22 protein-coding genes and 1 pseudogene are annotated in these 22,782 nt (G+C 58.6%); 17 read left to right on the forward strand and 6 right to left on the reverse strand.

From position 1 onward, the window contains the following. Position 1: 1 nt before the first annotated feature. The 8 genes from H8B20_RS13860 (at position 2) to H8B20_RS13895 (ending at position 6,073) form a co-directional block, all read left to right on the forward strand. Positions 2-1,777, forward strand: a complete 1,776-nt coding sequence (locus H8B20_RS13860) for a DDE-type integrase/transposase/recombinase (RefSeq protein WP_210623484.1) — start codon at positions 2-4, stop codon at positions 1,775-1,777. Then, complete coding sequence (locus H8B20_RS13865) at positions 1,777-2,958, forward strand: ExeA family protein (protein ID WP_210623485.1); 1,182 nt, start codon at positions 1,777-1,779, stop codon at positions 2,956-2,958. The genes H8B20_RS13860 and H8B20_RS13865 overlap by 1 nt, the downstream gene beginning before the upstream one ends. Position 2,959: 1 nt before the next feature. Then, positions 2,960-3,277: a hypothetical protein gene (locus tag H8B20_RS13870; RefSeq protein WP_210623486.1), complete on the forward strand. Its 318-nt coding sequence runs from the start codon at positions 2,960-2,962 to the stop codon at positions 3,275-3,277. Next, positions 3,274-3,756 (forward strand): hypothetical protein, encoded by a 483-nt coding sequence (locus H8B20_RS13875; RefSeq protein ID WP_210623488.1) that lies wholly within the window; start codon positions 3,274-3,276, stop codon positions 3,754-3,756. Before H8B20_RS13870 ends, H8B20_RS13875 begins: the two co-directional genes overlap by 4 nt. Continuing rightward, positions 3,746-4,372 (forward strand): DUF3164 family protein, encoded by a 627-nt coding sequence (locus H8B20_RS13880; RefSeq protein WP_210623490.1) that lies wholly within the window; start codon positions 3,746-3,748, stop codon positions 4,370-4,372. Before H8B20_RS13875 ends, H8B20_RS13880 begins: the two co-directional genes overlap by 11 nt. A gap of 1 nt (position 4,373) precedes the next feature. After that, complete coding sequence (locus H8B20_RS13885; protein ID WP_210623492.1) at positions 4,374-5,063, forward strand: DUF2786 domain-containing protein; 690 nt, start codon at positions 4,374-4,376, stop codon at positions 5,061-5,063. A gap of 183 nt (positions 5,064-5,246) precedes the next feature. Beyond that, complete coding sequence (locus tag H8B20_RS13890; protein WP_210623494.1) at positions 5,247-5,714, forward strand: gp16 family protein; 468 nt, start codon at positions 5,247-5,249, stop codon at positions 5,712-5,714. Further along, entirely contained in the window at positions 5,711-6,073 is a 363-nt protein-coding gene (locus H8B20_RS13895; protein WP_210623496.1) for a Mor transcription activator family protein, read from the forward strand. The genes H8B20_RS13890 and H8B20_RS13895 overlap by 4 nt, the downstream gene beginning before the upstream one ends. 101 nt (positions 6,074-6,174) lie before the next feature. Here H8B20_RS13895 and H8B20_RS13900 read toward each other — a convergent pair whose 3' ends face one another. Then, entirely contained in the window at positions 6,175-6,627 is a 453-nt protein-coding gene (locus H8B20_RS13900; protein ID WP_210623498.1) for a type II secretion system protein N, read from the reverse strand. A gap of 120 nt (positions 6,628-6,747) precedes the next feature. On the opposite strand from H8B20_RS13900, the gene gspH reads away from it, so the two are divergent. Beyond that, positions 6,748-7,200 (forward strand): type II secretion system minor pseudopilin GspH, encoded by a 453-nt coding sequence (gene gspH, locus H8B20_RS13905; protein ID WP_210623499.1) that lies wholly within the window; start codon positions 6,748-6,750, stop codon positions 7,198-7,200. Continuing rightward, positions 7,197-7,805, forward strand: coding sequence for a prepilin-type N-terminal cleavage/methylation domain-containing protein (locus H8B20_RS13910; protein ID WP_210623500.1), 609 nt, complete (start codon positions 7,197-7,199; stop codon positions 7,803-7,805). The genes gspH and H8B20_RS13910 overlap by 4 nt, the downstream gene beginning before the upstream one ends. 693 nt (positions 7,806-8,498) lie before the next feature. Here the strand turns inward: H8B20_RS13910 and H8B20_RS13915 are convergent. The 3 genes and pseudogenes from H8B20_RS13915 to H8B20_RS13925 form a co-directional block, all read right to left on the reverse strand. Continuing rightward, positions 8,499-9,437 carry a FecR family protein gene (locus H8B20_RS13915; RefSeq protein ID WP_210623502.1) on the reverse strand — a complete coding sequence of 313 codons (939 nt, stop codon included), beginning with the start codon at positions 9,435-9,437 and terminating at the stop codon, positions 8,499-8,501. A 40-nt stretch (positions 9,438-9,477) separates the two neighbouring features. Continuing rightward, positions 9,478-10,020, reverse strand: a pseudogene (locus H8B20_RS13920) (RNA polymerase sigma factor); the annotation flags it as partial. After that, positions 10,017-10,739: a secretin and TonB N-terminal domain-containing protein gene (locus H8B20_RS13925; protein WP_210623504.1), complete on the reverse strand. Its 723-nt coding sequence runs from the start codon at positions 10,737-10,739 to the stop codon at positions 10,017-10,019. The gene H8B20_RS13925 and the pseudogene H8B20_RS13920, both read right to left, overlap by 4 nt. 161 nt (positions 10,740-10,900) lie before the next feature. Here H8B20_RS13925 and H8B20_RS13930 point away from each other — a divergent pair, with 161 nt between their 5' ends. Next, complete coding sequence (locus tag H8B20_RS13930; RefSeq protein WP_414704599.1) at positions 10,901-11,212, forward strand: hypothetical protein; 312 nt, start codon at positions 10,901-10,903, stop codon at positions 11,210-11,212. 77 nt (positions 11,213-11,289) lie between these two features. On the opposite strand, the gene H8B20_RS13935 is transcribed toward H8B20_RS13930, so the two are convergent. Further along, complete coding sequence (locus H8B20_RS13935; RefSeq protein ID WP_210623506.1) at positions 11,290-11,730, reverse strand: carboxymuconolactone decarboxylase family protein; 441 nt, start codon at positions 11,728-11,730, stop codon at positions 11,290-11,292. Positions 11,731-12,067: 337 nt separating this feature from the next. Here H8B20_RS13935 and pdxR point away from each other — a divergent pair, with 337 nt between their 5' ends. The 5 genes from pdxR (at position 12,068) to H8B20_RS13960 (ending at position 16,304) form a co-directional block, all read left to right on the forward strand. Next, positions 12,068-13,501 (forward strand): MocR-like pyridoxine biosynthesis transcription factor PdxR, encoded by a 1,434-nt coding sequence (gene pdxR / locus H8B20_RS13940; RefSeq protein ID WP_210623508.1) that lies wholly within the window; start codon positions 12,068-12,070, stop codon positions 13,499-13,501. Between the two features lie 123 nt (positions 13,502-13,624). Continuing rightward, positions 13,625-13,918 carry a putative quinol monooxygenase gene (locus H8B20_RS13945; RefSeq protein WP_042559480.1) on the forward strand — a complete coding sequence of 98 codons (294 nt, stop codon included), beginning with the start codon at positions 13,625-13,627 and terminating at the stop codon, positions 13,916-13,918. A 227-nt stretch (positions 13,919-14,145) separates the two neighbouring features. Next, entirely contained in the window at positions 14,146-14,550 is a 405-nt protein-coding gene (locus H8B20_RS13950; protein ID WP_210623510.1) for a cupin domain-containing protein, read from the forward strand. A gap of 217 nt (positions 14,551-14,767) precedes the next feature. Then, the gene (locus tag H8B20_RS13955; protein WP_210623512.1) at positions 14,768-15,463 is read left to right on the forward strand and encodes a substrate-binding domain-containing protein; all 696 of its coding nucleotides are present in this window, start codon (positions 14,768-14,770) and stop codon (positions 15,461-15,463) included. Between the two features lie 250 nt (positions 15,464-15,713). After that, positions 15,714-16,304 (forward strand): hypothetical protein, encoded by a 591-nt coding sequence (locus H8B20_RS13960; protein ID WP_210623513.1) that lies wholly within the window; start codon positions 15,714-15,716, stop codon positions 16,302-16,304. 145 nt (positions 16,305-16,449) lie between these two features. Here the strand turns inward: H8B20_RS13960 and H8B20_RS13965 are convergent, their stop codons facing one another. After that, positions 16,450-21,357 carry an NAD-glutamate dehydrogenase gene (locus H8B20_RS13965; RefSeq protein WP_210623515.1) on the reverse strand — a complete coding sequence of 1,636 codons (4,908 nt, stop codon included), beginning with the start codon at positions 21,355-21,357 and terminating at the stop codon, positions 16,450-16,452. 506 nt (positions 21,358-21,863) lie between these two features. Between H8B20_RS13965 and H8B20_RS13970 the strand changes: the two genes are divergently transcribed. Then, complete coding sequence (locus H8B20_RS13970) at positions 21,864-22,217, forward strand: hypothetical protein (protein WP_200615498.1); 354 nt, start codon at positions 21,864-21,866, stop codon at positions 22,215-22,217. Positions 22,218-22,782 lie beyond the last annotated feature (565 nt).

Below are 22,782 nucleotides of genomic sequence, written 5' to 3' on the forward strand. Positions count from 1 at the left end.
CATGAACCCAGTACAGACCCAGCAACTGGCGCAGATTGCCCTGCGTGCGGAGAACGCTCCGCACGGTCAGCGTACAGCCGTTTACCAGGCGGGCGCTGCTGAACTGGGTGTTTCCATCCAAACACTTCAGCGAAAGCTGAAGGAGGTCCGAGTGGCCAAACCGCGTAAACGTCGCAGTGATGCGGGCAACAGCGCCTTGCCGTTGGAAGAAGCCCGTTTGATATCAGCGGTTTTGCTGGAATCGATCCGCGCCAACAACAAGCAATTGTCCACCATCGAACGTGCTGTTGAGCGCTTGCGCAGCAACGGCCTGATCCTCGCGGGTCGAGTTGATGAAGTCACTGGCTTGTTTCGTCCGCTGTCCTGCGGTGCTATCAGTCGAGCTCTGAAAAGCTACAAGCTGCATCCTGAGCAGTTGCTGCACGACGCCCCGGCGGTATCGCTGGCCAGCAATCACCCGAATCATGTTTGGCAAGTTGACGCATCGATCTCGACGCAGTTCTACCTTGCAGACAACGGAGCGCAGGCGATGAACAAAGCCGAGTTCTATGACGGCAAGCCCGGCAACCTGAAGAAGATCGAACGCCAACGTCTGTGGCGCTACGTCATCACCGACCACACCAGCGGCACCTTGTACCTGGAATACGTGTTGGGTGCTGAGTCGGCCGAAAACCTGTGCAACGTGCTGATCAACGCGATGCAAAAACGCCATGAGTCAGACCCGTTTCACGGCGTGCCTTGGATGCTGATGACTGACCCTGGTGCAGCCATGACCAGTGGCATCTTCCGCAACCTGTGCCGGGCCATGTCCATCGACTTGATCATCAACCAGGTTGGCAATGCACGAGCTAAAGGCCAGGTGGAACAGGCGCACAACATCGTTGAGCGTGAGTTTGAGAGCGCACTGAAGTTTCAGGCGGCGAATAGCCTGGAGCAGATCAACACCTGGGCCGGCCAGTGGATGCGCTACTTCAACGCCACCTCCATTCATACGCGGACCCGCCGCACCCGGTATGGCGTATGGCAATTGATCAAGCAGGAACAGCTACGCCTGGCACCGAGCATAGAGGTCTGCCGTGAACTGGCGGTCAGTACGCCAGAGTACCGCAAGGTCAGCAACCTACTGCGCGTTTCGTTCCGTGGTGCTCAGTTCGATGTCAGCTCGGTACCGGGTGTAATGGTCGGTGAAAAACTGTTGATCACCCGCAACTGCTGGCGCGACAAGGATGCTGCCATCGCAGTGCTGGTCGGTGAAGACGGTCGCGAAAACTACCACGTCATTGAGCGGATCGAGATGGACGAGTTTGGTTTTGCCGAAACATCGGCAACGATTGGTGAACAGTACAAGCGCCACGCAGAGACGCCGGCCCAAGCCTCGCGCAAAGTTCTGGAACAGATCGCTACCGGCACCACCAGCGAAGCCGATGCCCAAGCGGCACGCAAAGCCAAGGCTGTGCCTTTCGGTGGCTTGATTGATCCTCACAAACACGTCAGCGACACCGTGTTGCCGGCTTACATGCCGCGTCGTGGTACGTCGCTGAATGTCAACGCTCCGACTGTAGAGCATGCACTGCTGACGCACGTCGAAGCGGCGAAGCATCTGCAACCTCGCTTGGCCAATCTCTGGTCCGCCGAATCGTTCGGCTGGCTGCAGCAGAAATACCCGGAAGGAGTACCACAAGAGCAGCTCGACGCTATCGAAGCGGAGCTGAAACGACCTGTCGAGGTCATGCGCAAACCGTTCAGCCTAGTGTTGGCAGCGGTTGGAGGTGAGTGATGTTGAAGCTGAAGAAAATTCTACAGGACGTGGGTCGCCCTCAATCGGCCTTGGCCGAGTCGCTGAGTCTCAGCGGTGCCACCGTCGCCCAGTTGCTGAATCACAGCCAGTGGCCTCGCAGTCTTGACTGCGACGAACTGCAGGGACGTATCCGAATGTTCCTGACCGAATCCGGCGCCAACGATGCCGATATCGCCAACGCCTTTGAAGAAGTGGATCTGCCGTGCGCCAACACGGCAGATCCGGCCCAAATGAATGAGCCGTCCGGGGAGGACGAACCTATGTTACTGCCAAAACAGACCTTACAGCCAAATACCCGCAAGGCCTTTAGCTTGTTCCGCGATCCCTTTGATGAACTGCAATGCGCTCAGGATATGTGGGTCAGCCCTGACATTCGCTATGTCCGCGAGATCATGTATCAGACGGCGCGTCACGGTGGGTTCCTCGCGGTCGTGGGTGAATCCGGCGCAGGTAAAAGCACGCTACGCCGCGACCTGGTGAACCGCATCGCCGAGGGTGGTGATCCGGTGATCATCATTGAGCCCTATGTTCTGGCGTCCGAGGACAACGACACCAAGGGCAAATCCTTGAAAAGCACTCACATTGCCGAGTCGATGATGGCTGCTGTCGCGCCGCTGGCCAAACCCAAGAGCAGCCCTGAGGCACGCTTCGCCCAACTGCACAAGGCTCTGAAAGAGTCTCATGCGGCCGGTTACCGCCACTGCCTGGTGATCGAAGAGGCACACAGCCTGCCGATCCCGACGCTCAAACACCTCAAACGCATCCTTGAGCTGGAAGTCGGTTTCACCAAACTGGTCAGCATCATCATGATTGGCCAGCCCGAACTGGATGTGAAACTTAGCGAGCGCAACGCTGATGTGCGTGAGGTCGTACAGCGTTGCGAGCGGGTCACCCTGACGCCAATCGAAGGCAACCGCCTGGAAGAGTTTCTGAAGTTTCGCTTTGACCGTGCGGGCAAATCGCTCGGCGAGGTCATTGATGCCAGCGGTATCCAGGCGATTGCTGCGCGACTGTCTCAGCCAAGCCGGCGCGGCGGTCGTGACGAGACTGTTTCGCTGCTGTACCCGTTGGCAATCGGCAACCTCATGATCGCGGCGATGAACTTGGCCGTACAACTTGGCGCGCCAATCGTCACCGCTGACGTCGTGAAGGGGGTGTGAAATGGCCGCTCTGCATCTGGTACATCCGGCCCCGGCTCAGCCGCTGAGTATCCTCACCGAGGAATTCCCGAAAAAGCTGGCCACCTTCAATGATCTGACCCGTGACATGCGCGAGGCCGGAATTGTGATCAAGGCACTGGTGCTTGCGGACAACAAAATTTTCGTTGATCCCGATAGCCTCGAACTTCTGGCGCGGCGCTTTGGGCACGAGCTCCGCAGCATGCGTTGCAACACCGAGGGGCGGCTCGCTCGCAACACCGCATCGATTCGAGGCGTCGGCGTTGTCTGGTTCACCTTGGTCAAGGAGCAGGACAAATGAGCCAGTCCCTTAACGCCTCGATTGAGGCGCTGCAAGACGCTGTATGGACGGAATTGCCGACCATGACCTGGGCAGACGCAATGAAGCATGTTTCAACGGTGCTTGAGCATGTGCACCGTCCATCCGCCCCGGCCGAGCATCTGTCGGCGGCCAGCGCCGCCATAGCTGAAAGCCGATTTTACGATGCCGGCCGGCATCTTCGCCGGGCATTGATCGCTCTGGACATTCGTACCGGCGAACGCGTTGTACGTCAGGCCGAGCTGCTGGACGCCTTCGACCAGGCGCACGCCGTGATGCCATTTCTGTGGCTGGAGATTGGCTACAACCGGATCAGTGACTGGCTGGTGACCGTGAGCGACAAATCAGGCGGCGTTGAGCGCGTGGTCGTACAGGTCGGCGGCTTGGGCGCTGATGAAACTTGCCGGGTGGCTGCACAACAGCTGCGCCAACTTCTTGAGGGTAAAACCAATGACCAATAATGATGCTCTGCAAATACCGCCGGGCTACCGCGTCGACGCCCTCGGCCGTATGGTGCCCGAGGCTTCGATCAAGCCTACGGATCTGCTGCGCGACAAGGTGGTGATCGAAGCCGTTGACCAGGCCATGGCCATCAGCGCGATGTTGCTGAAGTTCAAAGCGCATGTTTTCGGTGAAATTGACGCGTTGCTGCAGATCAGCAAAGAGCAGTACGGCGTTGTGTCGCGTGGCACGAAGGGCAATCTTACCCTGATCAGCTTCGATGGGCGCTACAAGCTGATGCGCGCCAATCAGGATCAGATCGAGTTCAACGAACACCTTCAGTCAGCCAAGGCGCTGCTCGATGAGTGCGCGTATGAATGGACGGCCAACTCCCACCCAGGCGTCAAAGTGTTGATCAATGACGCATTCCGGGCTGATCGCAACGGGGAGCTGCGTACCGCTCGAATCCTGTCGCTGCGCCGCCATGACATTGATGACCCGCGCTGGAAAAAGGCGATGGAGGCAATCGGCGATGCGATCCAGGTCGCGGGCAGCCGCAGCTATATCCGCTTTTACAAGCGCGTTGGCGATACCGACCGTTACGAAGCCATCCCACTTGATTTGGCGGGGGTGTGACATGGATAACAACCGCACGCTGGAGAAGATCAAAAAGTGTCTGGAGATGGCGAAGTCCAAAACCAGCAACCCGCACGAAGCAGAGATCGCGCTGCGCCAAGCCCATAAATTGATGGAGCTGTACAACCTCGAAATGGGCGATGTGCTTGCCAGCATGGCGGGGAAGGCCTCTGTTCTGGCGGTGTCTGAAGGCTCGCCGCCGGCTTGGCGGGTCAGACTTGCGCAGGTCTGCGGCCTCGCGTTCGGCACACGGTTGATCATAACCACCAGTGTTCTCGGCGCGGCTCGCTTTGTTTTCATCGGCTGCGCCGCAGCGCCTGAACTGACTGGTTACGCCTACCAGGTATTGGAGCGTCAACTACAGAAGGCACGGCGCGAATATCTGAAATCTCAAAAGCGCTGCAAACGCGCCACGAAAGTCGCTCGCGGTGATGCCTTTGCGAATGCCTGGATCGATGCGGTGCATTCCAAAATTGAAGCCTTCGCGGGTGTCGAAGACAACATCGCCGACGCGGTTGAAGCTTACATGAAGAAGAACTATCCAGAACTCGAAAGCGTTGAGTTGAAGCGCCGCAAGCTGAAGGCGCGTGATGAAGTTGCGGCCGACGCCGGCTATGCGGCGGGCAAGTCAGCGCAATTGCATCAGGCGGTGAACCATACCCCCCGCGCTCGTTTGACGATGGGGGTCTGACATGGTCTCTACAAGCACAGGGAAACTCACGTCAGGGGTGTTGGAGTTCCAAGCGGTTTGTGATCAGTGCCAACGACCTCGCGTTGTAGGAAACCACATTAAATGCAGCAAGATCCGGCAACAGCTCCACGCGGCCCGGAATGAGCGGCAAGACGGAACGCGGTCGCGGCCAGGAGGTGACAAGTGAAAAAAGCGCCTGCCAACCCAGCCCGACTGTCCTTGATCAAGCTGATCCACGTTGCCCGGCGCGAACTGCGGATGGATGACGACACCTTCCGCCTGATGTTGGCCAGCATGACGGGATTGGAAGGCGCGACGTCCTCCGCTGACTTGAGCGTTCCAAACCTTCACCGGGTGTTGGAACAGCTCAAGCAACGCGGGTTTACGGTTCGTCCAAAAAAGGCGCAACAGCGCCCGAAGGCGGACGACGCCCAGTCGCGGAAAATCCGGTCGCTGTGGCTGACCTTGCACGGCCTCGGTGCGGTGCGCGATCCGTCCGAGGAAGCGCTGGCGAAGTTCGTTCTGAACATGACTGGCGTTAACGCGTTGCAGTGGCTCAAGGGTTCCCAGGCTAGTCGCGTCATCGAAAACCTGAAGCAATGGCAACAGCGCATCGAACAGGCCCCGGCCGCCGTACAGGAGGGTGTATGACAGAGTTCAGAAGCAAAGGCCCGGAACTGCTGACCGATCTCACCGAACACATCGCGGTCGCGCTCGTTGAGTTGGTGTCGATGGAGGAAGCCGCCGCTCGCCATGTTGCTCAGGAAGTCTCTGATCGAATGGCCGCGCACTGGGGCGGCCAGAACCTGTATTTCCCGATGGGACTGTCGGTCAAGTTGAGCCGCCGTGATCGCCAGATCTACGATGAATTCAATGGCACCAACCATAGCGAGCTGGCACGCAAGTACGCCGTGTCGCTCCAGTGGATTTACAAGATCGTCAAGGCAGTGCGAAAGGACGAGATAGCGCGCCGTCAGGTTGATATGTTTGCCCCGCTCACTGACGGCTGAGCGGGGCGTCTTCTTATTGCATTGGCTGCAACTGAATTTCACAAACCATCCCAACCTGTGCCAGCCTATCCCGGAATGGCCCAGGTATATCTCACGTCCCCCTAGGTATTTATCTCAGTCCTAAACAGCCTCGCGAGCCTCGGCATCTCCACCCCCTCCCCCAACCTCTCCACCCCCAACCGCACCCTCTCCCCACCCTGCTCAATCACCACACCATCCCCCACCACCGCCACCAACTTCACCCCAGGCCCAACCTTCTCCCCCTGCAAAAAACTACGCGGCGGCCCGTCGTTCAAACTCAGTATCGCCACCGCCCCCCGACTCCCTGCCATCACCCCGCTCACCTTGATGTCCACCGGCGCCGTTTGATTGGAAAACCACTGCAACGCCGGGCTATCACTGCGCGCCGCCAGCAACTGCGGGGCCGCTGCCGGGGTGTGTGATTCGGCGGTGGTCAGCAGCAGCGAAGACCATGTCGCCACGCCGACCAGTGCCGCGAGCAGCGCGAGTGCCTGGACCATTTGGGGTGGGGAAAAGCGTGCGGTGAAGGTCATGGGTTGAATCTCCTTTTTATCCCTGCTGCCAGCCTACGCGGCAATTCTCTCCGTTTTATTTCATACGCCTTACATGTTGGACGTGCACGATGACTTCCGACGCAAAGGAGCGCGCAATCGATGAACGTGGTCAAGCAACAGGGTTTTACGCTGATCGAGTTGATGGTGGTGCTGGTGATCATCGGTATCGCCAGTGCGGCGATCAGCCTGAGTATCAAGCCCGATCCGTTGCAGTTGCTGCGCAAGGATGCCGAGCGTGTGGCGCAGTTGCTGCAGGTTGCACAGGCCGAGGCCCGCGCCGATGGTCGGCCGATTGTGTGGGTGAGTGATGCCAAGGGGTTTCGGTTTCGTCGGCGCAGTGACAGTGGTAAGGGGTTTGATCATTTCGCGCAGGACCCGCAATTGCGCCCACGGCAGTGGCAGAGCCCGAAACTGGAAGTGCGCGTGGAGCCCAGACAGAAAGTTGTGCTCAATGCCGAGTGGATCAATCCGCCGCTGCAACTGACTTTGTCCGACGGTCTCAATCGCCTCAGCGTGCTGCGCGACGGCGCCGGCCGGATCAGTGTGCAATGAGAAACCAACAAGGTTTTACCCTGATCGAGGTGATGGTCGCGATTCTGCTGATGGCGGTGGTGAGTTTGATTGCCTGGCGGGGGTTGGACAGTGTGACGCGGGCGGACAGTCATTTGCAGGCCAGCAGTGAGCAGAGCGACAGCCTGTTGCGGGCGCTGAATCAGTTGCAGCGGGATGTGGAGATGCGCGCGGGGATTGAGTTGACCGAGCCGAAGAAGGTCGGCGTGGATGATGAGCCACCGACCGCGCCCCCCGCCCTCACCGTGCGTAGCAGTGACCGTACGGGGTTTCGGCTCGACATCATTCGTACGGCGGCTGATCAGCCGGGGGCTTTGCAGCGGGTTCGCTGGTGGCTCAAGGGCGGCACGTTGTATCGGGCGGTGGCTGAGGCGCGGAGTCGGTATCCGTTGCCGGCGCCTGGGAATGGGGTAGCGGTGTTGAACGACGTTAGCGATGCGCAGGTGCGGGTTTGGGAGGTGGATAACGGGTGGCGGCAGTTGAGTGGTAATCGGCGTGAGGATCCGGCGGGGTTGGAGATTCGGTTGACTCGGCAGACGCCGCAGGGGGTGGAGAAATATCGGCAGGTGATTGGGCCGTTGGACTGACACGCGCCTGCTCTGCAGATTATCCCCGTTACCGCCGGAGATCCCTGTAGATGGTGCCGAACGCTGCGATCTTTTGATTTTGTTTTTCAGAAGCAAGATCAAAAGATCGCAGCCTTCGGCAGCTCCTACATTGGGATCGGGTGCACCTGCCAAAGACTGGTGGCTGGCAGGCCGTCTTCGCGAGCAGGCTCGCTCCCACAGTGGGATTGGGTGAGGTCAGTTGGAGATTGGTTGGCTGACAGGTCGCCATCGTTGGCAAGCCAACTCCCACAGGGATTGGGTGCATGTGCGGGAGATGGGTTGGCTGGCAGGCCGTCTTCGCGAGCAGGCTCGCTCCCACAGAAATCAAAGCAACACACCGACCCGCTTCTAACCACTCAACAGGATGAGCGCAAGCTCGGCTGCCGCTGTTGATCTTGATTCACGGGCGACGTCGGGAGGCTGAGTGGAGGGATTCATCCGGGGAGGACATCGAAAGGAGGTGCAGCGAAGCAAAACGGAATCGATGCCCCGGATGTATTCCGGAGCGAAGGAACCCCGAGCTTTAGCGAGCGGGCCGGACGTTGGAGCAAGCCTTTTTGGTTACTTTTGGCTGGGCCGGCATTCCGGGCGTTTGTCAAAAGTGACCTGCCGTAAGGGCGGAACCCTAGGCCGCCGTTACCGCAGCAACGGATATGTACCCAATCAAACCCACTAGCTCAAAACAACGACACCGCCCGGCAGCTCGGTGCATTTAACGCAATAAGCATCGCGAATCAGCATCGCGACGCCAGCGAGTTGATCAAGACTGAACCGCGCCTGAACCCGGCGCTGGCCAAGCTCGCGGTTGAGCAGCAGCAACATCCCCGGCCGATACCGATTAATCTCATCAATCATCTCGCTCAGCGTCGCACCGTTGAACACCAACACCTGCTGCCGCCAATTCATCACAGCCGCCGTATCAACGCTCTGCACACTGCCAACCCGCCGCGCGTCATAAGTCACTTGCTGCCCCGGTTCGAGGCGCAGGCTTCGACCTTCTACGTCGACTTCAACCGCGCCATCAAGGCAGGTCACGCAAACTTGCTGATCAGTGTTGCGCAGGTTGAAACGTGCCTGACTGGCGCGCAACCACCCTCCTCCTGCCTGCATCGCCAGGGGCAAGCGCGCCGTCTGCACCTCGACTTCGCCGCTGACCAGTTCAAAACCCTGCACACCGTCAGACACTGCACGTTGATTGATCCGCGTCTGGGTATTCAGCTCCAGGCTCACACCCTGCGCCGGTTCGAAGCGGCGCTGTTGGCCGACTTCAGTGATGTAGCCGGCACCGAGCCCTTCGAAGCCACCGGGAATTGTCCCGCGCACCAGCAAAAACGCCGCCGATGCGGCAATCGCGCCGCCGAGAAAGGCGCGTCGCCCAAACCCACGTGGTGCCTGCAAACCTTGCGCCGCCGGTTGCAACAAATGCCACAGCGCTTTGGCGTCCTCAAAGGCGCGGGCATGTTCGGCGCTTTGCGCGCACCATTCGCGCAGTGCACGGGCATCGGCCACGGTGGCGCGGCCGGAGGTCAGCAGGACCAGCCAATCACGGGCTTCACTTTGCAGATTGTCGGCCACCGATGGCTCGGCAGGTGTCAGTCGAAAGATGTTCAAACGCGCAGACTCTCAACGAATTGATCGGGCACTGTTCAGAAGACGGTTTTCCGGCCCCGCGACCGAACCGCTGAAACACTTTTCTTTCCAGTTTCGCTGCGCAGAAGCCCAAAGCGGCCTTGATTTCCTTCTCGACCATGCGCGTGGAAATGCCGAAGCGCTGGGAGATTTCCAGGTGCGGCGCCTCTTCCAGACGCGCCGCGATGAAGATCTTCCGGCGCCGTGCCGGCAGTTCGTACAACGCACTGAGCAGCGACTGGATTTCCTTCTGCCCGCCCACCACCCGCGCAGGGTCGAGCGCTTCGTCGCCGATTTGCAGCAGCTCCTCGACTTCCTCGCCGGTGAGCAGGCGCGCATCGGCCTGACGCCGGTCTGCGGCGATGTTCAGGGCCATGCGATAGAGGTAGGCGTTCGGCCGCAGCAGGTTCGGCGGCGTCTCCATGCGGTCGACCCGCAGGTAGGTTTCGTGCAGCACGTCGTTGGCCAGATCCTCCGAAGCGAGACGCCTGCGCAGGCGCACCCGAAAGTCCTCGTAGGACGTCAGGAACAGTTGGACCATCGAACCTTGTCCGGTATCTTTCATCCCCCGGAAACTCCTTTCCATTTAGTGCATTCCATGCGTTTTCCTGACGACTCCAGTAACAACAGCAACGTGACCGGCTGACGCAAGGCGCTGGGCGTCGGCCGGTCGATCCTGAGATTGCGAAAGCTTTCCACCAGCGCGGTATCGCGCCGTATATCTCCGGTCGAGGTGAGCAACCGGTTGTGTTGCACCACGCCGTCGCGCCCCACCCACACCTGCAACACTGCGCGGTAATTGCCCGGTCGGGTCAGCGGCGAACGACACAGGTTGCGCTCGATGGCGGTTTGCACTGCCGTGGCGTAACTGCGGTTGACCGCGATGCTGGCGGGGGTCGGTTTTTCCAGCGTCGCCGGCACATCCTCGACCTGCGCCACTTGCAAGGTGAATGCATCGTCACGGGCATAGCGCGCCATCAAGCCACTGCCACCGAGCAACCGGCGCAGAGCGTCCGCCGCGGTGTATTCGCCATCCACCGCCAAGGAACGCCTGCCGCGACTCAATTGGCTGTCGACCAGCACCGCAACCCCCGTGGCGCGGCTGTACTGATCCAGCGCCCCGGCCAGATCCTGCGCGGGAATATGCAGCGTCATGCGCAGGTCCGCCGGCACGGGCGCCGCTGTCGCATTGTCCGCCAGCAAGCCAATCAGCAGCCCCGGCGTGATCTGGCGCACAAGTGTCGTTGAACGCTGAAGACCGTCCCTGGAACTGCCTCGCTGCACGGCCGACATATCCCTGAAAATCGTCATCCTGAGGGCTGTTTATGAATCTGGTGTGACGGGCGGTGCAAAAAAACCATCACGGGAATTGCGCACGGCGTGCACTAGATTCATTCCATAGCGCGGCCCCTTAGGGGCGGCCAGGAGGCCTGCATGAAATCATTGTGAAAAATCACCTTCGGTGGGCTGTTGCTGAGCCTGTTCGCCTGTTCGCCAGTGCCCACGCCGAGCAGCGACTGGGTTGCGTGGATGTGACCGTCGGTGGCTACAAGGCACCGAATTACGACTGCCTGAGTCAGCAGATGGGCAAGAACCCGGAAGGCGCTGTGGCGGCGCAAAAGAATCAAGAAGCGCTGAATGTGCCAGTGAACAAACGGCCGCCGAATCAGGTTGGCCTGGCAACACCGGCGGCGACCAGCACGCGGATGGGCAATACGTTTGGAACGTCGGTGAAACCGCAGCGCCCATCGAATTAGGGAAATGATCGCAGCCTTCGGCAGCTCCTACATGGGATCAACTGTAGGAGCTGCCGAAGGCTGCGATCTTTTGATCTTCATTCACTTGGGGTTTGGCGAAAGCTCACTGCCAGCCGATTCCAGCTGTTGATGGTGGTCACGGCCACCGTCAGGTCGACCAGTTCGCCTTCGTTGAATTGCTCGCGTGCCAGTTGATAGACGTCGTCCGGCACATGGCTTTCCGAGAGCAACGTCACCGCCTCGGCCCACGCCAGCGCCGCGCGTTCGCGGGGGTTGAAGAAGTCGCTGTCGCGCCACACCGCAATCGCATACAACCGCCGATCACTCTCCCCAGCCCGCCGTGCGTCCACTGAATGCATGTCTGTGCAGAACGCGCAGCCGTTGAGCTGCGATGCGCGGATCCGGATCAGTTGCAGCAACGGCTGCTCGATGCTCAAGTTGCCGGTCAGTGCCTCCATGGCAATCATGGCTTTCATGGCCTTGGGCGAAGCGTTGTAGTAATCCAGGCGCGGGGACATGGGATGATCTCGGGAAGCGCAATAGTGACCTCAAGGTATGCGCTGCCACAGCGGCGTTACAGCCCCAATTCCACGAAAATTGGCTACACCACTAATTGGAGCAATGGTGTTTCACACAAAAATTGCAGACACAGCAGATCCCTGTGGGAGCGGGCTTGCCCGCGATGACGTCGGCACATCCTACGAAAATGTCGCCTTATGTACCTCTATCGCGGGCAAGCCCGCTCCCACAGGGATCTAGGCCAATTTCGGGTTTTTGTGGTGCGCAACTATTGCCGACCACGCAACAGCGGTAATCTGGCCGGCACACCAAATAGCCCCCCGGAGCCTCGTCGGTATGGAACTTCACGTCGTGATCAACGGCCGCAAGGATCTTGCCGGTCAGTTGTATCAGCAACTGCGCGAGGCCATCGAATCCGGGCGCCTTGCCGCAGGCACGCAATTGCCGCCCAGCCGTCTGCTGGCCGAGCAACTGGGCATCTCGCGCAAGACCATTTCCGACACCTACGCGCAGCTGACGTACGAAAACTTCCTCACCGGCGTGATCGGCAAAGGCACCTACGTCAATGCGCGCCCGGCGCAAGTCCAGCGCAAGCAAAGCCACACCGAGCTGGCAGGTGCAGAGGTGATCGAGAGTTGGCGCAACTTGCCGGTGTTCCTGCGCCATCCGACGCTGCAAGGTTCGCTGCGCTACGACTTCATCGGTGGCGCCACCGGCAAGGGCCAGTTCCCCCATGACGACTGGCGCCGCTGCGTCTCCCACGCGATGCGCCAGATGGCCGCGTCCAAAGGTTTCTACAGCGTGCCCGAAGGCCTGCCGGCGCTGCGCAATGCGATTGCCCGACACATCGCGTTTTCTCGCGGGGTCTACTGTCAGGACGAAGACATCGTGGTGTGCAACGGCGCGCAACAGGCGCTGGACCTGATCACTCGCGTGTTGATCAGCCCCGGCAGCCTGGTGGCGATGGAAGATCCCGGTTATCCGCCGGCACGTCTGTTGTTCGGCACCCATGGCGCCGAGGTGGTCGGTATTCCCGTGGATGCCGAGGGGATACAGGTCGAACACATCCCTGATGGCACGCGGCTGATTTATGTCACGCCGTCGCACCAGTTTCCGCTGAGCATGCCAATGAGCCCGGCGCGCCGCGAAGCCTTGCTGGCTCGCGCGCATGAACTGGGGGCGATCATCATCGAGGACGACTACGACAGCGAATTTCGCTATGAAGGGCGTCCGACCGATTCACTGTATAGCCTCGACCAGCGCGGCATCGTCGCCTACGTCGGCACCTTCTCCAAGACCCTGCTGCCGGAGCTGCGCCTGGGTTACGCGATCCTGCCACCATCGATCCTCGAAGCGGTGATCCGCGCCAAGCAACTCACCGATTTGCATGCCTCGACCCTGCCGCAATGGGCGCTGGCCAAGTTCATCGCCGAGGGCTGCCTGCTCAAACACATCCGCCGCTGCCACACGATTTACGCCCAGCGGCGCGAACGGATTCTGGCGCGCATGGCCAGCGATCTTTCGCCGTGGCTTGAGGCCGTGCCGCCCAGTGCCGGGTTTCATATGGCCGCATTATGCAAGGTGCCGATCGACCTGCCGCTGGTGATCGAACTGGCGAAAAAAGTCGAGGTCGGGCTGTATTCCATCGACGGTTTCTATTACCAGCAGCCCGTGCGCAGCGGTTTGTATTTCGGCTTCGGCGCCATCGAGACCCTCGACATCGATATCGCCCTGGATCGCCTGCGCGACATTCTGCAACAAGTTGCCTGAATGATTGGTCTCGGCGATTAACCGCCGATTGGTTATTGGTGATCGACAGGGGCAGGCCTATTCTGCACAGGCGTTATCCCTCAATGAGCAGGATTCGTCCGGCCTGATTCAGGAGTGTGAGTAATGTCCAACGAAGTGATCAACACGGTGCAACTGCAGGCTGCGGCCGGCCGCTCGGATGAGCTGGGCAGGCAACTGCAGAAGATCGTCGACACCCTGCGCGAAACGCCGGGCTGCGATTCCTATCTGGTCGACCGCTGCCCCGAAGACAACCACCGCTGGACGGTCAGTGCGCGATGGCAGTCGGAGGCGGCAATGCAGGCGCATTTCAACCGGCCCGAGGCGCAGGGGTTTATCGACCTGATCGACAGTCGATTGGCCAACAGCGTGGATTTCAATAGTTTCCCCATCGTCTGATCTGACGCCATCGCTGGCAAGCCAGCTCCCACAGGGTTTCTTGCCGTTCATTAATCATATGAACGACACAAAAACCTGTGGGAGCCTGGCTTGCCAGCGATGGCTTATCTGGAAGCGCTGAAAATCCACAGATTGGTCACCCAATCTTCCCGAATATTGGCCGTTTGCATGCCCCGTCCTGCGGACTACTGTGATTGCACGCCCCCAATCATCACAGGTAACCCGCCATGAAAGCCCTGCCCTTGCTCACCGCTGCCCTCACCCTGAGCCTTTGCGCTTCTGCCGCTTTCGCTCATGACCCGTCCGAGAAAATCACCGTCCTGCAAGACCAGATGCTAAAAAACGTCCCCGGCAAAAAAGCCATGATGATCGAAGTCGATTACAAACCGGGCCAGTCGTCCATCGCCCACAAACACGAGGGCACTGCCATGGCCTATGTGCTGGAGGGCGAAGTGATTTCCCAGGTCAAGGGCGAAGAAGCGGTCACTTACAAGAAGGGTCAGTTCTGGTACGAACCGGCCGGCTCCGAACATCTGCTGTCGAAAAATGCCAGCCAAAGCAAATCGGCGAAGTTGCTGGTGTTCATGGTGCTGGCCCCGGATGAGCAAGTGTTGATCCCGCTGAAAAACTGATGGCTGTTTAGTCAGCCATAAATAAAAAGGCGCAAATCGACAATCGGCGCCTTTTTATTTCCCGCAGTAATTACCCGCAACGGGTTACAGCAAATGAAACTATTCAAGTCGTTTTAACCCGGCAAAGGGTCAGCTCGGTGGGTTTAGTCTGGATCAACTGTCGCCATGAACGACATTGAAAACTTTCCGACTGATGTTGTTTCACGGGAGAAACACCATGAAACTTGCGCTCACCAGTGTATTAGCGATATCGGTTCTAGCCCTGTCAGCCTGTTCGATTCCCACCGCCCCCAGAGCGGTTTCATCACTGGACACTCTGCTTCCTCATCCAACCGGCCGCAGCAGCGCCACCCTGGTAAAAAGTGGCCCCGGCGTTTCGCTCGGCGTGGTCTACAGCCCCAGCACCCAGACCAACCGCGAATACCTGCGCGACTATCAGGCCAACGCCGGCACCGGGTTCGGCCAAAGCCTGCTGGTGCAATCGATCCATGACGCCTACGTCGCCAGTTCGAAACCGGACATGGCGGTGGACTGGGTCAACGCCTCCCTGCAGCGTCAGTTCGGCTCGGTGACGGTGTATCCGGACATGCAGAGCCTGCGTGCGGCCAAGCCTGATGTGGTAGCCATCGTCGATACCCATAGCCAATTGATCACGTCACGCAGTTCCGACATCAAGGCCGACATCAGCGTCGATTTTTATGACGCCCAGTTGAGCTATATCGCAACGGCAAAGGGCTCCGCGGCAAGAGAACTGACACCCCTCTGGGCGGACTTCAAACGTTCGGAAGAAATTGTTGCGGATATTAATCAGCAGCAGGATGTGCAAACAAGCGCTCTGAAAAAATTCGACCAATCGCTAAACAACGTATTGAAACCCGCTGCAAATACCGTATCAATGCTAAAAAACAATTAACGCCACCGTTAACAGGCAACGCCTCTGCCTGGATGATAAGCAGAGGCGATGCTTTTTAACGCGCGCAACATCACAACACAATCCGCAATCCGAATGCACCAGGTTACTTCTTTACTAGTTATGCCAAACCGCTAACGTAATCTTCACTCGCGCAATAACAAGTAACCGTTCCAGGCTTTTAAAAAACCCGATGAATTGCATACTGTCGATGCAACACAGAACTTAAACCCAACCAAACAAGGACGAACCCATGGGTATTTCGAATAGCCGATCTTTTCTGGCAAAAATCAAATTCGATGATGCTGACATCGTATTCTTCGACAAACATCCTTTCGGTAAAAACTACGAATTCCGCAAGAGTCATATCACTACATCCCACGGCCCCGAAAAATCCGGTGACGCCCTGGCCAGCTACTCTCCAGCCAGGTGGGATGGCCCGGACTACGCTTACTTTATTGGCCACGACGATTACACGTACAAGATACAATTCCGTAGCGGCACGAACCATGCGTTGTATCTCGGTGCCGGTGTCAAAATCGGCTATCCTCTCGGAGCCTTCACGGAATCGAACACCACAGGTTCTTTCGCACTGTTCGATGCCAATTTGAATGTCGTCACCCTGGATGACATTACAACAAACAATGCCAGCGTTTATTTGAAATTGGATCAGGGGAATTTCATTAAAAGGCAAGTGCTCGACGATAAGGTCTACACTTTTAGCGGGCAACAGGGGACTCTGGTCAAACTCAACATTGAAATCGTCGAACGCGGTTTTGATGACTTGGAAAATTACGGATTCTCGCGCTCCGCGCAACAATTCCTGAGACTGGATTCGAATTAAAGTTCGGGTATTTCGAATGAAGGAGCAGTCGACGCGTAATAGCATCGACTGTATCCGAGAGATTTCCGCGGCTGCATTTGTTGAGCCCGCATAAACAAAAAAGCCCCGCATCTCACGATGCGGGGCTTTTTCATTCAGTTGCCGATCAGACAGCCGGCTCGAGCTCGGCGTTGGCCGAGGTCGTTGTCGGTGCAGGAACGACTGCCTGGCCGCTCAACGCCAGATCCAGCAGTTCACGGTTGGCGACTGCATACATGGCGTAGTCAGTGCCGCTCGCGGCACGGATTTCCACCAGCATGGCGCGCCAGCGCGAGATCATGCTTTCGTGCTGCGCCATCCACAGCGCCAGACGCGTTTCCACGTCCTGAGTGCCGTCGCCCTGTTGCAGGACAGAGATGGTGATCGCACGTTGCTGCCAGTCCACATCATCACGGAACGCTTCACGGGCCAGCGCCTGCCAGTTGTTTTCAACCGGCAGAGCACTGATCTGTTGCAGGTACCAGGTGATGTCCAGCGCACTGCCCACGGCGAAGTAGGCCTTGGCCACTTCGGCAGGGTTCTGGCCAGTCACGTCGGACGCTTCGATGATCGGCAGCAGGGTGTACAGGTGCGAGGTGCCCGCAACCATACGCGCCAGCAACTCCGGTACACCGGCTGCGACGTATGCCTGATAACGCGCCTGCCAGTTTTCACGGATTTCGCCGCTGAGCAGTTCGTCGAGTTTCAGACCCAGCTCTTTGAGGTGCGGACCGAAATGCGCGACGTCACGGGCAGCGTTCTGCTCGTTACGACGGGCACGCAGGAACCAGCGAGTGGCACGGCGACCCAGACGCATCAGCTCGTCCATCAGCTCCAGCTGTACGTCAGCGGAAACCTGGTAGTCCAGCGCTTCGATCTGACGGAACCAGTGCGGGAGGTGGAAGATGTCGCGCACGATCACATAAGCGCCAGCCACGTTCGCCGGGCTCATGCCGGTCGACTCTTTGAGTCGTTGAACGAAGGTGATGCCCATGTGGTTGACCAGATCGTTGGCGATCTGGGTGCTGACGATCTCGCGCTTCAGGCGGTGACGACGCATGGCTTCGGAGAACTTGCTGACCAGGGTCGGCGGGAACGCCGTTTCCATGTCGCGGGTCAGGTAATCGTCGTCCGGCACCTGGGAGCCCAGCAGCTGCTCCTTGAGGTCGATCTTGCTGTAGGAGATCAGCACCGACAGCTCAGGACGCGTCAGGCCGTGGCCTTCAGCGATACGCTCAGCCAGTTGCTCTTCGGTCGGCAGGAACTCGATGGCACGGTCCAGCTTGCCACGACCTTCCAGATCGCCCATCAGACGCTTGTACTCAGCGATGCGCTCATACGCACGACGCGCCGCCAGGGACAAGGCCTGAGTCTGCTTGTAGTTGTTGCCCAGCACCAGATTGCCGACTTCGTCGGTCATGCTCGCCAGCAACTGGTTGCGTTGCTTGTCGGTCATGTCACCGGCCTGAACCACTTCGTTCAGCAGGATCTTGATGTTCACTTCGTGGTCGGAGCAGTCCACACCACCGGCGTTGTCGATGAAGTCGGTGTTGGAGCCGCCGCCATTGAGGCCGAATTCCACACGACCCAGCTGGGTCATGCCGAGGTTACCGCCCTCGCCCACGACTTTGCAGCGCAGCTCGTTACCATTCACGCGCAGCGCATCGTTGGCCTTGTCGCCGACATCGGCGTGGCTTTCGGTGCTTGCCTTGACGTAAGTACCGATGCCGCCGTTCCACAGCAGATCCACCGGCGCCTTGAGCAAGGCGTTCAGCAGCTCGGTCGGGGTCAGCTTGTCAGCCTTGATGTCGAAACGTTCCTGCATCTGCGGGGAGATAGCGATGCTCTTCGCGCTACGCGAGAAGATACCGCCACCTTCGGACATGATGCTGGTGTCGTAATCGGTCCAGGCCGAACGCGGCAGGTCGAACAGGCGCTGACGCTCGACGAAGCTGGTCGCCGGATTCGGATTCGGGTCGATGAAGATGTGCAGGTGGTTGAACGCAGCAACCAGTTGCAGCTTGTCCGACATCAACAGACCATTACCGAACACGTCACCGGCCATGTCGCCGACGCCAACCACAGTGATGCTGTCTTCCTGAACATTGATGCCGCGCTCGCGGAAGTGGCGCTGTACGCCAACCCACGCGCCTTTAGCGGTGATGCCCATTTTCTTGTGGTCGTAACCCGCAGAACCACCAGAGGCAAACGCATCACCCAGCCAGAAGCCGTAGTCGATGGCGATGCCGTTGGCGATGTCGGAGAAGGTTGCAGTGCCCTTGTCCGCGGCGACGACCAGGTACGGGTCGTCATCGTCGTGGCGAACCACGTTCAATGGCGGAACCAGCGTGCCGTCTTTCAGGTTGTCGGTGATGTCCAACAGACCGGAAATGAAGATGCGGTAGCAGGCGATACCTTCGGCCGCGATCTCGTCACGGCTGCCGCCCAGTGGCAGACGACGCGGCAGGAAACCGCCCTTCGCACCCACCGGCACGATGACCGAGTTCTTCACTTGCTGGGCTTTTACCAGGCCGAGGACTTCAGTGCGGAAGTCTTCTTCACGGTCGGACCAGCGCAGACCACCGCGAGCAACGTTGCCGAAGCGCAGGTGCACGCCTTCAACGCGTGGCGAGTAAACGAAGATTTCGAATTTCGGTACTGGCTTCGGCAGCTCTGGAATTGCGTGCGGGTTGAACTTGAAGCTGAAGTACGACTTGTTCTGGCCGTTGGCGTCAGTCTGGTAGAAGTTGGTACGCAGGGTGGCTTTGATCAGGTCGAGGTAACGACGCAGGATGCGGTCTTCGTTGAGCACCTGAACGTCGTCCAGTGCCGTCAGAATCGCTTGTTCCAGACGCTGTTGCTTGTCTTCCAGATCGTCTTCGCTGAGCTTGCGCGCCAGATAGAAGCGGGTCTTGAACAACCGGGTCAGTTCGCGAGCGATGTCGGTGTGGTTGTTCAGGGTGCTGGCGATGTAACCCAGATCGAAGCCCAGACGAATCTGCTTCAGGTAACGGGCGTAGGCACGCAGCAGCGCCACGTCGCGCCACGGCAGGCCGGCGGTCAGTACCAGACGGTTGAACGCATCGTTCTCGGCTTCGCCACGCACGATGTGGACGAAGGCGTCCTGCAGGGTGTCGTTGAGTTGCTGGATGTCGAGGTCCAGACCTTCAGCGGCCGTGAACGCGAAATCGTGAATCCAGAACTCGCGGCCATTGGTGTGACGCAGGCGATACGGGAACTCACCCAGAACGCGCAGGCCAAGGTTTTCCAGAATCGGCAGCACGTCGGACAGTGCCAGCGGCGTGTCGGCGTGATACAGCTTGCAATGCAGCTCGCGCTGGCCGGAAACCTGACCCAGCGGCTGATAGAAACTCATCACCAGCGGATTTTTTTCGTTCAGGCTCAGCAGGTGCTGCATGTCGACCACGGCCGAATGCGCAGCGAAACGCTCGCGGTAGCCGGCCGGGAAGCCTTTCGGGAAGTCAGCCAGCACGTTGGTGCCATGGGCTTCGCCGAAACTTTCGACGGTCAGTGCGGCGTAGTCGTCCTGCCAGCTGCGGCAGGCCTGAACCACTTCTTTTTCCAGCAGCACCGTGTCGATGTCGAGACGGTTTTTCGGATCGACACGCAGGATCAGCTGTACGCGAGCCAGCACGGACTCGGAGAAAAACGTCCAGAACTCGCAGTCGGATGCCTTCAGACGTTCCATCAATACTTGCTGGATCTTCTGGCGAACTTCGGTGGAATAGATGTCACGCGGCACGTAGGCCAGGCAGTAGCAGAAACGACCGTACGGGTCTTTGCGCAGGAACACGCGGATCTTGTTGCGTTCCTGGATCTGCACGATCGACATCACGGTAGTGAACAGTTCGTCGACCGGGGTCTGGAACAGATCATCACGCGGCAGCACTTCGAGCACCTGCGCCAGTTCCTTGCCCAGGTGAGCCTTGGACTGGAAGCCGGAGCGGTGTTCGATTTCTTCGACCTTGCGGCGGATGAACGGGATGACCCGCACGCTCTCGCCATACACCGAAGAGGTGTACAGGCCCATGAAACGGTGTTCCTTGATGACTTTGCCGTCGGCGTCGATTTCACGGATCGACACGTAGTCCGGGTAGGCCGGACGGTGCACACGGCTTGGGTGCGCAGCTTTGGCGAACGACAGCAGGGTCGGTTCGCGCAGGTAGCTCACGGCGTAGTCTTCGATGCGCAGGTCATCGTAGGTCAGGCCGGTGCGCAGCAGCTTGGTCAGGCCGAGGAAGGAGTTCTGGTCGTACTCAATGTGGCCGCCGTCGGCCTGATTGGTGACCACGAACTCTTCGTAGCCCAGGAAGGTGAAGTGGTTACCCACCAGCCATTCCAGGAAGCTCTTGATTTCGTTCTTCTCGTCGGCATCGACGACGAATGCGCTGGTGTCGAGCTTGGCGAGGAGTTCCTGCACCTTGGCTTTCATCGGTTCGAAATCGGCGACCGCAACGCGGACTTCACCGAGAACCTGCTCCAGCTCTTTGCTCAGCACATTCAATTCGGCCGCGTTGGCGCAGCGGTCGATTTCAAGGTACATCAGCGATTCGTGCAGTACGCCGTCGCCGGTGCTGCCTTTTGGCAGGATTTCCAGCAACTCGCCCTTGCTGCCACGACGCACGCTGAGCACGGTGGTTTGCAGGGTGTGGATGCTGTAGCCGCGGCGGTTCAGCTCGGTACGGACCGAGTCGACCAGAAATGGCAGGTCATGGTGCAGGACTTCGACCGCGGTGTGGGTCGACTGCCAGCCATGACGCTCGTAATCGGGGTTGTAGACGCGCACTTGCGGTTGCGCGTGATCGAAGCGCTCAAGCAGGCGCCACGCAGAGAGAGTACAGCCAGCGAGGTCGGAGAGGCGACGCTGGGTCAGCTCGTCCAGGGAAATGATGCCGAAGAATTGTTCAGCGAACAGCGCCACTTGTGGCAGTGCCTGTTCACTGATGTGCTGCGCCAGTGCCGCTTGCAGTTGGTGCTGGAAGTCGGCTTTGCTGGCTGCGGTGAAGAACGCCATCTGTGGTACTCCGCTTAAGCTTGTTATTGATGGAAAGCGTCGCGTGCAACACCCCTTTCGGGGCTTGTGTCGCCCTGTTCCTGATTCTCGGGCAGAGGAAACAGGGGGACAGGTGGGTGAAGCTGGACGGGACACTCAGGTCACATTCACCTTCCATGAATGAGCATCTGCAAAAGCGACTGTCCGGGGCTGCCGGCAATGCCTTTACGGGTGCTCATCCGTTGCGCAGCTTAATGGGTGCGACAATGTGTCTGCTTGCGGTGCTGCGACATATTCGGTCATTGGCACGTAAACCAAGGCTCTGACTGGGTTAAACACTAGCATTCATGGCGCAGAACGTCGGTCTGAATGCCCGGTTTTACGGTACATCCGTGCCAGAAATGACCATTGACCCATGTCGCGTTCACGACACATCCTCTGACACTCTCACATGCAGAAATTCCCGAGGGCTGGCAGAATCGCGCCCAATTGCGACCAAGACGCCCTTTTGAGGCAGGAATTCCCCCATGCAAATGACTACCGCCCTACTCATCGTCAACCCGTGCGACGACGAAGAAGACAACATGGCCATGCTCTGCTGCCACAGCGACAAGGGCGACATGTTCCTGATGAGCCGCTATCCGGACGAGGATGAGCTGGAGATTACGCTGGATGGCGAGCCTTCGACGCTCGACGGCGTCAAAGTCACCCTGACCTCGACCCTGCTGAAGATCGAGATTGCGGCGGCGGATGCCGATGCGTTGAACGGGGATGATGTGCTGGAGATCAGCTTCAACCCGGACATGGTGGATATGGATGAGGTTGTGGAAACCCTGAAGAACATCCTTGATGGCACCGGGACCTTCGTTAGCGAAATTTGATGGTGTCTGGACGGGCCCCATCGCTGGCAAGCCAGCTCCCACAGGCATCAGCGGTGTGCATGCGATTTATGCAACACAGCGATCCCTGTGGGAGCTGGCTTGCCAGCGATGAGGCCAGAACGGCAAGCTCGATAGTCCCCTGCTACAAAAATCCAATAATCCCCCGAAGCATTTCCCCCACTTTGCGCGAAACATTATTAAACGTTGCGACTCATTGAAGTGAAAAGTTAAAAACCCCCACCTCTTAAAACCGAAAAAACCGTAAGCAACCCCCTACTCAGCAGCAAGAACAATCCCACAGAAGCTTGGGAAATATCGTTGCCGATCTCAATTGAAAACCAAATAGCCCACTGTTATTAATAAATCACTTGCATTCCTATCATTGCAAGTGCGCCAACTACCGGTTAGCGCCACATCAATAACAAGGAGTTAATGTCATGGGTAAAAAACGTACCGAGATCGGCCCTTGGGATAGTCTTCAAGAGATGTTGTATACATCAGATAGTTTTCTGGCTTCTGAAGTGAGCTTCTTTGCCTCACTAACTAACTGACCGACACTGCAGGA

It is taken from the genome of Pseudomonas sp. P42 (genome assembly GCF_017973755.1).
GTDB classification, from domain to species: Bacteria; Pseudomonadota; Gammaproteobacteria; order Pseudomonadales; family Pseudomonadaceae; genus Aquipseudomonas; species Aquipseudomonas iridis.